The organism is Rhizobacter sp. P5_A1 (assembly GCF_056400745.1).
The window spans coordinates 74,786-88,377 of record NZ_JBFUKR010000003.1; the positions used below are offsets into that span (position 1 = coordinate 74,786).

10 protein-coding genes are annotated in these 13,592 nt (G+C 68.8%); 3 read left to right on the top strand and 7 right to left on the bottom strand.

Going from position 1 to position 13,592, the window contains the following annotated elements:
- Window position 1: 1 nt before the first annotated feature.
- A complete protein-coding gene (locus AC1DTW_RS03925) occupies window positions 2–1,123 on the bottom strand; it encodes an ABC transporter substrate-binding protein (protein WP_477979326.1) in 1,122 nt (373 codons plus the stop codon).
- Between the two features lie 299 nt (window positions 1,124–1,422).
- A complete protein-coding gene (locus AC1DTW_RS03930) occupies window positions 1,423–2,400 on the bottom strand; it encodes a tripartite tricarboxylate transporter substrate binding protein BugE (RefSeq protein WP_477979328.1) in 978 nt (325 codons plus the stop codon).
- 316 nt (window positions 2,401–2,716) lie between these two features.
- Here AC1DTW_RS03930 and AC1DTW_RS03935 point away from each other — a divergent pair, with 316 nt between their 5' ends.
- From AC1DTW_RS03935 to AC1DTW_RS03945, 3 genes are read left to right on the top strand one after another with little or no spacing between them, the layout of a single operon-like run.
- Window positions 2,717–4,060 carry an MFS transporter gene (locus AC1DTW_RS03935; RefSeq protein ID WP_477979809.1) on the top strand — a complete coding sequence of 448 codons (1,344 nt, stop codon included), beginning with the start codon at window positions 2,717–2,719 and terminating at the stop codon, window positions 4,058–4,060.
- On the top strand, window positions 4,038–5,960 hold the full coding sequence (locus AC1DTW_RS03940) for a sensor histidine kinase (RefSeq protein ID WP_477979330.1): 1,923 nt from the start codon (window positions 4,038–4,040) through the stop codon (window positions 5,958–5,960). The genes AC1DTW_RS03935 and AC1DTW_RS03940 overlap by 23 nt, the downstream gene beginning before the upstream one ends.
- An 18-nt stretch (window positions 5,961–5,978) precedes the next feature.
- Complete coding sequence (locus AC1DTW_RS03945) at window positions 5,979–7,313, top strand: sigma-54-dependent transcriptional regulator (RefSeq protein ID WP_477979332.1); 1,335 nt, start codon at window positions 5,979–5,981, stop codon at window positions 7,311–7,313.
- A gap of 32 nt (window positions 7,314–7,345) precedes the next feature.
- Here the strand turns inward: AC1DTW_RS03945 and AC1DTW_RS03950 are convergent, their stop codons facing one another.
- From AC1DTW_RS03950 to AC1DTW_RS03970, 5 genes are all read right to left on the bottom strand, one after another.
- A complete protein-coding gene (locus AC1DTW_RS03950; RefSeq protein ID WP_477979334.1) occupies window positions 7,346–9,241 on the bottom strand; it encodes a hybrid sensor histidine kinase/response regulator in 1,896 nt (631 codons plus the stop codon).
- A 6-nt stretch (window positions 9,242–9,247) separates the two neighbouring features.
- The gene (locus AC1DTW_RS03955) at window positions 9,248–10,846 is read right to left on the bottom strand and encodes a putative bifunctional diguanylate cyclase/phosphodiesterase (RefSeq protein WP_477979336.1); all 1,599 of its coding nucleotides are present in this window, start codon (window positions 10,844–10,846) and stop codon (window positions 9,248–9,250) included.
- 324 nt (window positions 10,847–11,170) lie between these two features.
- Complete coding sequence (locus AC1DTW_RS03960) at window positions 11,171–12,364, bottom strand: M20 aminoacylase family protein (RefSeq protein WP_477979338.1); 1,194 nt, start codon at window positions 12,362–12,364, stop codon at window positions 11,171–11,173.
- A complete protein-coding gene (locus AC1DTW_RS03965) occupies window positions 12,364–13,062 on the bottom strand; it encodes an HAD-IA family hydrolase (RefSeq protein ID WP_477979340.1) in 699 nt (232 codons plus the stop codon). Before AC1DTW_RS03965 ends, AC1DTW_RS03960 begins: the two co-directional genes overlap by 1 nt.
- 11 nt (window positions 13,063–13,073) lie before the next feature.
- Window positions 13,074–13,466 (bottom strand): helix-turn-helix domain-containing protein, encoded by a 393-nt coding sequence (locus AC1DTW_RS03970; RefSeq protein WP_477979342.1) that lies wholly within the window; start codon window positions 13,464–13,466, stop codon window positions 13,074–13,076.
- Window positions 13,467–13,592: the final 126 nt, after the last annotated feature.

Here is a 13,592-nt window from a genome sequence, read left to right on the forward strand (position 1 = left end):
CCTAGCGCACGAACGTGCCCTGCGCACCGATGATCGCGAGGTCGCTGTACTTCAGGCCGGTGTGGTTGGACGGGCTGAACGACACCTCCATGCCGCCGATGTCGACCTTCTGCAGGCCTTCGAGCGCGTCGCGCAGAGCCTTGCGCGACGGATGTGGGCCCGCGCGGCGCAGCCCTTCGACCAGCACCTTGGCCGCGGCGTATCCCTCGACCATCGCGGGAGTCACTTCCTTCACGCCCTTGGCCACCGCCAGGTCGTGCGCCTCCTTGATCATCGGTACCGACAGCGAGCGCTCGCGCGGGAACACCTGGGACACGATCGTGCCGCGGGCGTGCGGCCCCATCTGCTCGATGAACCCGCGCGACGCGTTGTTGGACAGCGTGACGACCTGCGCGTGCGAGCCTTGCGCACGCAGCGCGCGTGTTCCGTCGGCCACTGCCGCCGACGCGCCGACGAACAGCACCGCCTGCGCGTCGGTCTTGACCGCCGCCTGTGCGATCGCCGCATGATCGGGCTTGTCGCGATCGAAGCGGATCACCGCCGCCGGCTGCACGCCGGCCTCCGCGAAGCCCTTGTTCGCGCCGATCAGGCAGTCGGCCCCGAAGGCGTCGTCGACGATCGCCAGCGCGATGCGTTTGACATCGAAGCTCGTGAGGTGCTTGATCGTCCGCATCACCTCGAGCTGGTAGGGCGCACGCACGTTGAAGATCCACGGATTCACCGGCGCGTGCAGCGACATCGCGCCGCTCGACGGCGCCACCAGCGCGATCTTGTGTTCGTCGAGCAGCGGCCGGATCGCCTCGCTGTGCGGTGTGCCGCGGTTGAGGAACAGCGCCACCACGCGAGGGTCGCTGATCAGCTTGCGCGCATTCTCGACCGCCAGTGCCGGTTGGAACTTGTCGTCCAGCGAGACGAGTTCGATGCGCTGCCCGTTGACGCCGCCGCGTTGGTTCACATGGTCGAAGTACAGACGCGCGCCCTCGGTGTTCTCGATCACGCCGGGCGCGACGGGTCCGGTGAAGCCGCTGGTCTGGCCGATCACGACCTGGGCTGCGGCTGGAGCGCTGCATGCCAGCACCGTGGCCGCGGACGCGGCGGCTGCGAGACTCTGGATCGATGTCATGCCTGGACTCCTGGGTGTGGCAGAGCGCGGGCATGCACTGAAGCCGCGGGCACTCAATTGCATGGGGCATACCAACGCGGGTTTGTACGCAGGCTCGCGTGCGTATTGCACGGCGCGTGCGGTTGCCGGCCCCGTTCGCGCGCTTCGGTCGCGGTGCATGCGGTGCCCACGCGGCGAGATTCCGCCTGGCAGCGCGCCGGCAGGGCGGATTTGCGCCTGCACCTCAGCCTTGATCTGGCCGCCAAAAAAATGCCCCGCGGCGGGCGGGGCAAAGAGGAGCCGAGTGGAGGGCGTGCGCCTTACTCCAGTTTGAGTTTCTGCTGGTCGACGACCTTCTTGTAGACCTCGTACTCGGCCTTGATCTGCGCGGCGAACTGCTCGGGCGTGTTGGCAATGACGAAGGAGCCCGTCTCCTCGATGCGTGCCCGCGTCTCCGCCCGTTCGAGCGCATGCTTGACGGAGGTCGCGACCTTTGCCACGACCTCGCTGGGCAGGCCCTTCGGGCCACTGATGCCGTAGTAGGCCATCCGGTTCACCGGCTCGAGACCCAGCTCCTTGAAGGTCGGCACGTTCGGCAGCGCAGCCAGGCGCTGCGGCGCGGCCACCGCGACGGGAACGAGGCGGCCCGCCTTGATGAAAGGCAGGATCGACGGGATGTTGTCGAAGATCATGTTGACCTGCCCCGAGACCGCGTCGTTGAGCGCCGGGCCCGCACCCCTGTAGGGGATGTGCGTGATCCAGGTGCCGGTGAGCGACTTGAAGAGCTCCATCTGCAGGTGGCCGATGCCGCCCGCGCCCGAGCTGGCGTAGGTGTACTTGCCCGGCGCCGCCTTGAGCGCGGCCAGCACGTGCGTGAAGTCCTTCGCCGGGAACGACGGGTGGACCGCAAGCACGTTCGGCGTTGCCGCGATGTTGATGATCGGGGTGAAGTCGGTCAGCGGGTTGTAGGTGACGCGCGGATTGATCGCGGGCACCGACGCAGTGGTCGACACGGTGGCGATGCCCAGCGTGTAGCCGTCGGGCGAGGCCCTGGCGAGCTCGGTCGCGCCCACGAGACCACCCGCGCCGGCCTTGTTGTCGACGACCATCACCTGGCCGAACGATGCCTGCGTGCCCTCGGCGATCACGCGCGCGATGATGTCGGTCGTGCCTCCGGCTGCGAAGGGAACGATGACTCGCACCGGCTTGCTCGGGTAGTTCTGGCACCACGCGCTCGTCACACCGAGGGTGCCGACGATCGCCGGGATCGCCATCTGGATCAATTGCCTGCGTTTCATTCGAATGTCTCCTGAGGTTCGAGTCGCGAACTCGCGTGCGTCTCCAAGTGCACGGGGCGTACCAGCGAGGGTATTTGCTGATGCCGCCCCGTTGAACGGTGACGCCGCAGACGCGGACCATGACGGAATCCGCCGCCGGTTCGGGCCGCGTGGCGGAGATCCGCCGCGCGCGCCGGCGCTTTGCGAGCCTGGCGCCACGTCGGCGCCGGGTGATGCGCCGCATTCGACGCGTGGCATGTGATCTGCAATGCAGGCCGCCACCGGTGCGGCACCCGCCGCCTCAACAAGGAGACCACAGATGGAATTCAGACCCACCATGCCCGGCGTGCCGGCCAATGAGCTGGCCAGGCCGGCCAGGCCGGTCAAGTTGGATCGCATCGAGCTCTCGTGCCTGCGCGCCATCCTGGTCGGCTCGATCGGCAACCTGGTCGAGTGGTACGACTTCTATTGCTTCTCGGCCTTCTCGCTCTACTTCGCGTCGGCCTTCTTCCCCGCGCAGGACCCGACCGCGCAGATGATGTCGGCGGCCGGCATCTTCGCGCTCGGCTTCTTCGTGCGGCCGATCGGCGGCATCCTGTTCGGGCGCATCGGCGACCGGCTCGGCCGGCGCACGGCGTTGATGACCTCGGTGCTGCTGATGTGTCTGGGCTCGCTGATCATCGCGTGCGCGCCCACCCATGCGATGGTCGGTGTGGCCGCGCCGGCGATCCTGCTGCTCGCGCGTCTGCTGCAGGGCCTGAGCCTCGGCGGCGAGTACGGGTCGAGCGCCACCTACCTGTCGGAGATGGCGACCTCGCGCCACCGCGGCTTCTACTCGAGCTTCCAGTACGTCACGCTGATCGGCGGCCAGCTGCTTGCCTTGGTGGTGTTGCTGCTGCTGCAGAACGTGTTCCTGAGCCCGGCCGAGCTCAAGCAGTGGGGCTGGCGCATCCCGTTCTTCATCGGCGCCGGCCTCGCGCTCGTGGCCCTGTTCATGCGGCGCGACTTGGCCGAGACACAGTCGTTCGAAGCCGCGCGCAAAAGCGGCACCCAGATGGGCGGCCTGCGCCTGCTGGCCCAATACCCGAAGGAAGTGATGGTGGTCGTGGGCCTCACGATGGGCGGCACCCTCGCGTTCTACGTCTACACCACCTACATGCAGAAGTTCCTCAAGCTGTCGGTGGGCCTGACCGACGCGCAGACCACCGCGGTGTCGGCCGCGACGCTGCTGTTCGCGATGCTGCTGCAGCCGATCTACGGTGCCCTGTCCGATCGCATCGGACGGCGTCCGCTGCTGCTTGAGTTCGCGATCCTCGGCACGCTGTTCACGGTGCCGCTGCTGACCGCGATCCGCCATGCCCATGGCCCTTGGGAAGCGTTTGCGCTGATCGCCTGTGCCTGGCTGATCGTCTCGGGCTACACCTCGATCAACGCGGTGGTGAAGGCCGAGCTGTTCCCGGCGGCCATCCGCGCCACTGGCGTCGGTGTGCCCTACGCGGTGGCGGTGTCGGTGTTCGGCGGCAGCGCGGAATACATCGCGCTGTGGTTCAAGCAGGCCGGCAACGAGAGCGGCTTCTACTGGTACGCTAGCGCCGTGATCGCGTGCTCGCTGCTGGTCTACCTGGGCATGCGCGACACGCGTCGCCATTCGAGGATCGATGCCGAAGCATCACACCCCTGAGCCCACCCGCTCCTGGCGGGGGCCGGCCCGCACGGCGCAGGCCATTGCATTGGTGGTGCTGCTGGTCGGTGCCGGCGTGCTGCTGGTTGGGCTCACCTACCGCAGTACCTACCGCTGGGGCCTGGACGATCTGCGCCAGAGCACGCAGCGCCAGCTCGAGTTCCTGTCGTCCGGCCTGGCCTCGGCGCTCAACAAGTACGACACCTTGCCGGTCGTGCTGGCCGGCTACCCCGACCAGGTGGCCTTGCTGACAAACCCCGCCGACGCGGCGCGCCGTGATGCGGTCAACCGGCGCCTCGAGCGGCTGGCAGCGCACACCCACGTCGCCGCGATCTACCTGATCGACGCGCACGGCCACACCGTGGCCGCCAGCAACTGGGCCACGCCGCTGTCTTTCGTCGGCCAGAACTACGCCTTCCGGCCCTACTTCCGCGACGCCGTCGCCAACGGCTCGGGCCGCTACTATGCGCTCGGTTCAACCACCCGCGAGCCCGGCTACTTCCTGGCCCACCGCGTGCCCGACGAGCTGCAGCCGGGCGCGGCGCCGCTCGGCGTGGTCGCGGTGAAGATCTCGCTCGACGACATCGAGGCCAACTGGCGGCGCAGCGGGTCGCTGCTGATGCTGGCCGACGAGCAGGGCGTGGTGTTCCTGTCGAGTCGCCCCGAGTGGCGCTTCCGCTCGCTCGCGCCGCTCGACGAGGCGGCGCGCGCCCGCATCCGCGCGACGCGGCAGTACGGCGACAGTGCCCTCGAACCGGTGCCGCTGGTGCAGGCCGGGCGCGACGGCGTCGCGCAGCTCGCGCTGCGCGATGGCGCCGCCATGCGCTGGCTGCCTGTGGCCGGCGAGCGCCGCGCGCTCGGCCACATGGGCTGGACGCTGCTGTCGTTTGCCGAGGTCGAAGACGTCGGCAACCTCGCGCGCGGCTACGCGGCGGCGGCGGGCTTTGCCTATGCTTTCGTGCTGGTGGCGGCGCTCTACGCCAGGCTGCGGCGGCGCCGCAACGACGAGCGCCGCCGCGCCCAGCGCGAGCTCGAAGGCGTGCATGCGCAGCTCGAGCAGCGCATCGGCGAGCGCACCGCGGTGCTGGTGCGTGCCAACGACGAGCTCGAGTCGAAGATCCGCGAACTCGACCGCACCCAGGCCACGCTGCGCGCGACGCAGAACGAGCTGATCCAGGCCGGCAAGCTCACCGTTCTCGGGCAGATGGCGGCGAGCATCACGCACGAGATCAACCAGCCGCTGGCCGCGCTGCGTGCGCTCAACGACAACGCGAAGATGCTGCTCGACCGCGGCGACGACGCCTCGGTGCAGGCCAACCTGGACACCATCGGCGAGCTGACGCAGCGCATCGCGACGATCGTCGGGCAGCTCAAGGGCTTCGCCCGCAAGGACGACCTGCGCCACGCGCCGGTGCCGGTCGCACCGGCGATTGCGGTGGCCATCGCGATGGTGTCGGCCGAAGCCCGGCAGCACGGCATCGCAATCCACGCCGAGGCCTCCGACCCCGCGCTCGCGATGCAGGGGCAGACGGTGCGCATCGAGCAGATCCTTGTCAACCTGCTGCGCAACGCGCTCGACGCCTGCGCCGAGGTTGGCGGCACGCGCATCGAGATCGACGTCGCGCGCGAGGGCGACTGGGTCGGCATCAGCGTCGCCGATACCGGGCCGGGCATCGCCGACGAGGCCGCGGGCCGGCTGTTCGAACCCTTCTTCACCACCAAGCCGGCCGGCGTCGGCCTCGGGCTCGGCCTCGCGATCTCCGGCTCGATCGCCAACGCACTCGGCGGCACGCTCCAGGCCGCGAATCGCGTCGGCGGCGGCGCGGTGTTCACCTTGCGGCTGCCGGCCGCGACATGGACCGTCGGCGCGAGCGCCGCGGTTTCGCAGACGATCGGCTGACAGCGCGAGGAGCGTGCGATGACCCCCTTGGACCAAGCCTCCATCCTGCTGATCGAAGACGACCCCGGCGTGCGGCTGGCCGCCGCGCAGGCGCTGCAGCTCGGCGGCTTCAGCGTGGCTGCGCGCGAATCGGCCGAGCAGGCGCTCGCGGAGCTCAACGCCTACAGCTTCCCGGGCATCGTGATCAGCGACGTGCGCCTGCCCGGGCGCGACGGCCTGTCGCTGCTGCGCGAGCTGCGCCGCACCGACCCCGAGCTGCCGGTCACGCTCGTTACCGGCCACGGCGACGTGGCGATGGCGGTCGAGGCGATGCGCGAAGGGGCCTGGGACTTCATCGAGAAGCCTTTCGCCTCCGAGCGCCTGATCGAAGCGGCGCGCCGCGCCCTCGCGCAGCGCCAGCTGGTGGTCGAGAACCGCCGCCTCAAAGCCGTGCTCGACGGCGGCAGCCCGCTGATCGGGCAGACCGCGGCCATGGAGCGCGTGCGCACGCTGATCGCGACCCTGGCGCCGACGCGCGTCGACGTGCTGATCCACGGCGAGACCGGCTGCGGCAAGGAGGTCGTCGCGCGCGCGCTGCACGACGCGAGCGGCGCCGAAGGGCCGTTCGTCGCGATCAACTGCGGCGCGCTGCCCGAGACGGTGTTCGAGGCCGAGATCTTCGGCGCCGAGGCCGGCGCCTACACCGGCGCCACCAAGCGCCGCATCGGCAAGCTCGAGTACGCACGCGACGGCACGGTGTTCCTCGACGAGATCGAGTCGATGCCGATGGCGCTGCAGGTGAAGATGCTGCGCGTGCTGCAGGAGCGTGCGGTCGAGCGGCTGGGCTCCAACACCGCGGTGCCGCTGCACTGCCGGGTCGTCGCCGCGACCAAGGTGGACCTGCAGAAGCTGGCCGCGCGCGGCGCCTTTCGCGACGACCTGTACTACCGCCTGAACGTGGCGACGATCGCACTGCCGCCGCTGCGCGAGCGGGCCGACGACATCCCCTTGCTGCTGGTGCAGTTCACCGAGATGGCGGCGCTGCGCCTGCGCCGCCCGGTGCCCGCGTGGACGCCGGCGCAGATCGCCGAGTGGAAGACGCGCGACTGGCCGGGCAACGTGCGCGAGCTGCGCAACTTCGCCGAGCGCTGGGTGCTCGGCCTCGAGCAGGCCGCCGCGCCGGCAGCGGCCGCGGCGGCGCCGGCCGGGCTGGTCGAGCAGGTCGATGACTTCGAGCGTGCCCTGATCGGTCACGCGCTGCGCAAGGCCGAAGGCAGCATCTCGCGCACCGCCGAAGCGCTGGGGATGCCGCGCAAGACCCTGCACGACAAGCTCAAGCGGCTGAGCATCGACCCCGAGGTCTATCGCCAGTGAACACCCCGGCGCCGCGCGGCGCCGACCCGACCTCAGGCCAAGCGTTGCTTGAGCTTGCGCAGGATCCGCGGCAGGTCGAGCGGCTTGGCCCAATGCTCCTCGAAGCCTTCCGCCAGTACCTTCTTCACCTGTCCGGGCATCGCGTCGGCGCTCACTGCGACGCACGGAATGTCGCGCGTTCCGGCGTCGGACCGCAAGGCCCGGCGAACCTCGATCCCGGTCATGTCCGGCAGGTTCAGATCGAGCAGTATCAGCTGGGGCTTGTCCCGCACCGCAGATCTCAGGGCTTCGGCTCCGGTACCAACCGTCCTGAGTTCCCACTCGGGCTGCGTCAGGAAGACCTGCCGCATCAAGAGCGTGTTGACTTCGTCATCGTCGACGTACAAAACCCTGCGCCCCTCGAGCGAGTCCCACCCGGATGGAAGCTCCAGGGGCACCGTCTCGGTGGCATCGAACCGGGAGTGGCTGGCCTCGGGCAGGTGCACCGAGAAGACCGACCCCACGCCCCGGGTCGACTCGATCGTGAGTTCGCCGTCCATCGCCTCGACGAGCTTTCGGGTGATGGCGAGGCCCAGGCCATGGCCAGACACCTTCGAGTGCTGAGCCCAGAGCCGGTTGAACGGTTCGAACAGCCGCCTGAGCTCCGGGCCTGTCAGCCCACGCCCTGTGTCCTTCACGCATATCACACCGCGGTCTTCACGGCTGAAGGTCAGGCTGACACGCCCTCCTGGTCGGTTGTACTTGATCGCGTTGGAGAGAAGGTTGACAAGCACCTGCTCGAGCGCGGCCCGATCCGCGCGCACCGCCGCCCGCTCGGGATGGTCGACCAGAATCTCCACGACGACGTTGGCTCGATCGGCCATCGGTTGAAGCTGGTCAACGCTCAGGCGAAACACCGACGCTACGTTGACCGACCCCATCTTCATGGAGCGTCGGCCCTGCTCGATGCGCGAGATCTCGAGCAACTGATTGATGAGTCCCAGCAGCCTCTGCCCGGAGTAGGTCAGTACCTCGGCGCGCCGGAGTTGCTCACCGGTGAGCGGATTCTCCCTGTCCATCAGCATCAGCTGAGCGAAACCAAGTATCCCGTTCAGCGGCGTTCGCAACTCATGGCTCACATGCGACATGAACTCGCTTTTCGCCTTGTTGGCCCGTTCGGCCGCCACCTTCTTGCGCCGCAGTTCCCCCAAGGTTCGCTCCTGGGTGACGTCTCGACTGGCGCCAACCCATCGCATGCCGTCGTTGCTGGCACGAAAGGACAGATCCAGCACCCGGTTGTGGCGGCCCTCGCGCCGCTGCGTGCGAGCGCTGAGCGCGTGCGTTTGTCCAGCGGTCGGGACAGTCTCCACCAGTGAAAGCAGCCGCGCGCGGTCCTCGGCCACGAACTGGCCGATCCACGCGTCCACCGAAAACACACCTTCGGCCGAATCGGGCAATCCGATCTGAGCTGCCGCGGTGTCATCCAGCTTGACTTCTGCGGCATCCGGCTCGATCACGACCAGACCCAGGCCCGCCGCCGAAGCGGCAAGAATCCAAAGGCCCCGTCGATCCGGCCCGACGGATAGCTCGCCAGACTCGCGCACCAGTCGCCGGGCCGTGAGCAGACACGAGCGCGGTCCCTCCAACGACGTGACGATGACTTCGACGGGCCAGGAGACGGACGGCTCGCTCGCGAAGTCGCACACGCCCTTCCAGTCAGCGTGCGCTTCAACCGCGCGCTGAACGGCCGTGGCGACCGTCGTGCGATGCCGTTCGTGCACCCATGCCAAGGGTTCGAGCGCGTCGGCAGTCACCCGCTTGAACGTCGATCGCTGCGGCGAATGCAGGACGACCTCCCACTGGCCCGCGCTGTCGACGCAGAAGCGTTGAACGACCTCGAATCTTCCTCGAAGCGCTCGCGCCAGTGATGCAACGTTCAGTTCTGCCATCGCGATTCAAAGCTGGGCGCGCATCGTCGTGTGCCCGTACAAGTCGGGTTCGAACATCGCGAACGGATCTTCCTTGACCGCGTCGGCCCAGCGCTTCAGCGCATCGGCCGGCATGGGCAGCGCGAACAGATAGCCTTGCAGCTGGTCGCAGTCCAACTCGACCAAGGACTGTCGTTGGCGCTCGCTCTCGACGCCTTCGGCCACCACCTCGAGGCCGAGCGCGTGCCCGACGCGGACGACGGCGTCGACCACCGCCCGTGCGTCTGGATCCTCGTGCACGTCACGCACGAACATCTTGTCGATCTTCAGTTGAGCGATCGGCAATCGGCGCAGGTAGCTCAGGTTGGAATAGCCCGTGCCGAAGTCATCGATCGACAGCGTGACGCCCGAGTCGACGAGTTCGTGCAAGACCCGACCGATCTCCGGTGAATCCTCCATCGCGAGCGTTTCGGTGATTTCGAACGTGAGCAGATGGGGATCGATGCGATGGCGCTGCAGGCACGCCTGCACGTGGGGCACCAGCTGATGCGATTGCAGTTGGCGCGCGGACAGGTTCACGGCCACGCGCATGCGCAGACCCTCCACGAGCCAGCTGCGGATCTGCCGGCAGGCAGCCTCGATGACCCAATCGCCGAGCAGCTGGATCATGCCGAAGCGCTCGGCAATCGGCACGAACTCGTCCGGCCCGACCATGCCTCGGGTTGGATGGCGCCAGCGCACCAACGCTTCAACCCCGGTGATCTGACCCGTCTTCACGGCCACCTTGGGGTGGTAGAAGAGTTCCAGCAGGCCGCATTCGATGGCGGTTCGCAGCTCCGCTTTCAGGGTCATCTGCTCCCTGGCCGCGGATCCCTCCAGCGACATGCCGGATTCGTAGAACACCAGACTCGCGCCGCCGGCCCGCTTCGCAGCGTACATCGCAGCATCGGCACAGCCGATCATCGAGCCGTCGGGTTGCCCGCACTCCGGGTACATGAAAACGCCGATCGAGCACGACACGAACAGCTCATCGTTGCCGCACTTGACGACCCGAGAGATCGCCGACTGCAGGTGCTCGGCCAGCTTCGCGGCATCCACGCGACCCTGCAAACCGTTGCCGAGCATCAGGAACTCGTTACCCCCCGCGCGGGCCACGACATCGCCCGCACGCTTCAGCTGTCGCAGGCGTTGGCCAATCTCGCGCAGCACGGTGTCGCCGGCCTGGCGGCCCAGGCTGTCGTTGATCGGCTTGAAGCCATCCAGGTCGATCACGAACACGGCGAACGGCTGACCGGTCTCTTCATGGGTCGCGACCGCTCGGTTCAACACCTTCTCGAAGTGCAGTCGATTGGGCAGGCTCGTGAGCATGTCGGAATGGAGCAGCTCGGCGAGATCCTTGTTGGCGCGATGCAGGGCCTCGTTGAGGCGAAGTATTTCCCGCTGTGAAAGCGCGGACGCTGCCATGTTCAGCAGCGACATCACGAGCATGGCCGTGGCGAGCGCCACGTCGAACAGCGACTGGGCAGCGAACACCCCCGTGGTCACCGCGCCGACCGCGAGCCCCGCATACACCGAGACCGGCGCGGCACGGCGCCAGGAGGCCTGGAGAGCCGAGTCCGCGAGCACGCTAGGACCTTGATGTGGCTGCGAGATTCTGGACCGGTGTCATGCTGGCACTCCTGGGTTCGGCAGAGCGCGGACATGCGCTGAAGCCGCGGGCACTCAATTGCACGGGGCATACCAACGCGGGTTTTCACGCAGGCTTGCGTGCCTATTGCACGGCGCGTGCGGTTGTCGGCCTCGTTCGCTCGGTTCGGCGCGGTGGATGCGGTGACCACGCGGCGAGATTCCGCCGGGCAACGCCCGGGCAGGGCGGATTTGCGCCGGCACCGGTGAGCGCGCGGAGGGGTCGTTCCGGACTTGCCTACCGGCGCCGGCCGCTTCGGCGAATCACTTCACTTGCGCGTCACTTCCTGGCGCAAGTTCGCGGCCAACGACGGCGGCAAACCACTGAACGCCCAGGGACAAGGCGTCGTCATTGAAGTCGTAGGACGGATGGTGCAGTGGCCGGTCGCCGGCGGCGTCGGCTCGGCCCTGGCCGAGCCAGAGGTACGCGCCGGGCCGGGCTTGCAACAGGAAGGCGAAATCTTCCGACGTGAACGCCGGGCGCGCTGCGACGCCGGCGTCCAGGCCGACGTCGCGGGCCGCGGCCAGCGCGAGCGCGGCCTCGCGCTCGGCATTGACCGTCGCGGGGTAGTAACGGGTGTAGCTCACCTCGACCTCGGTGCCGCTGGCGAGCGCGATGCCCTGCGCGGTGGCGCGCAATGCGGCCTCGATGCGATCCTGCGACGCCGGATCGAAACTGCGCACGGTGCCCGTGACCTGCACCTCGGCCGGCAGCACGTTGTGCGACTGCCCGCCTTCGATGCGTGTCACCGACAGCACCGCCGACTCGGCCGGATCGATGCGGCGCGCGACGATCGTGTTGAGCTGCGCGACGAGCTGGCTCGCGGCCAGGATCGCATCGGGCGTGTGCTGCGGTTGCGCCGCATGGCCGCCGCGCCCGCGCAGCGTGATGTCGAAGCGATCCGCGGCCGCCATGATCGGCCCGGGGCGGGTCTGCGCACGGCCCAGCGGCAGGTCGGGCCAGTTGTGCAGCGCATAGACCGCGTCGCACGGAAAGCGCTCGAACAGCCCGTCGTCGAGCATCGCACGCGCACCGCCGCGCCCTTCCTCGGCGGGCTGGAAGATGAACACCACGCTGCCGTCGAAGCGTCGCGTGCGCGCCAGGTGACGCGCGGCGCCGAGCAGCATGCTGGTGTGGCCGTCGTGGCCGCAGCCGTGGTGCACGCCGAGCACGGTGCTGCGATAACGGAGCTCGCTGTGCTCGGCGAGCGGCAACGCGTCCATGTCGGCACGCAGGCCCACGCTGCGGCGGCTCGTGCCCGCGCGCAGGATGCCGACGACGCCGGTCCCGCCGATGCCTTCGTGCACCTCCAGCCCGAGCTCGCGCAGTGCGCCGGCCACGATGCCCGCGGTGCGGTGCTCGGCGAACGCCAGCTCCGGGTGCGCGTGCAGGTCGTGCCGCAGCGCGGTCAGCGCGGGCAGCAGGTCGGCGATCTCGTCGGCGCGCGGCGCGGCCATCAGCGGTCTGCGTCGACCGCGTCCGCGAGCTGCGCCAGCGTGTGGAAGTGGTAGTCGGGCGTCGTCAGCTCCGGTACTTCCAGCGTGCCGCCGAAGCCCGGCTGGCCGTGGCGCCGCTCGATCCAGCAGGTGGTCAGGCCGAGGCGGTGCGCGACGCCGATGTCGTGGTACTGGCTTTGCGCCACGTGCAGGTTGTCTTCGCGGGTGTAGCCGCGCGTGCTCAGGCGGCCGCGCGCGAACGCGAAGAACTGCGGGTCGGGCTTCTCGCACAGCGCGTCGTCGCAGGTCACGCTGTCGTCGAAGGGCATGCCCAGCGTCTTCTCGAAGTGCGTCAGCGCCCAGCGCTGCGCGTTCGTCATCGCGACCAGCTTGAAGCGCGCGCGCAGCCGCTTCAGTGCCGCGACCGAGTCGGGAAATGCCGGCCACTCGGCGACCGAGTCGCGAAAGCCTTCGGCCAGCGCGGCCGAGTCCGGCAGGCCGAGCTCGGGCGCGATCGCGTGCCAGCAGCGCACCAGGTCGTTCGGGTACCAGTCGGTGTCCTTGCTCTTGCGCGCGCGGCGGTAGGCGGCAAGGAAGACGTCGTCCGACACGGTCGCGCCGGGCACCTTGCCGTGCAGGTAGGCGAGCATCCCGCCCTCGAAGTCGATCAGCGTGCCGACGACGTCGAAGGTGAGGACTTTGAAGTTCTGCAGCGGCATGGTGGGGTCCTTCAGAGTTTGGAAGCCAGTGGAAGCGAACCCGCCCGGCTCGCCTGACCGGCCTGATACTGGCCGGGCGTCATGCCGCACAGCCGCTTGAAGCGCCGCGACAAGTGGCTCTGGTCGCAGAAGCCGGATTCGCTGGCGGCGCTGGCCAGCGTCGCGCCCTGGCGCAGCAGGGCTTGGGCATGGCGAATGCGCTGCAGGCTCACATAGCGGTGCGGTGCGATGCCGATGTGGCGGCGGAACACGGTCGCGAAGCGCCACACGCTCAGGCCGGTGATCGCGGCCAGGTCGTCGAGCGGCAAGGGCTCGCTCAAGTGGGCGTCGATGTGGGCGAGCACCGGCGCCAGCGAGCGCGTGTCGCGCCGTGTGGCGGTCGGGCTGGAGGGCGTCGTGCACATGGGCTTCAGCTTAAGAGCGATGCCCGCCCGCGTGGCGCCGTAAACGGCGCACTGCGCGGCAGCGAATTGCGTTGTGCGGCACCTGCCGCGCAGATCGTGCGGCGCGACAAGAGCGTCCTATCGGCG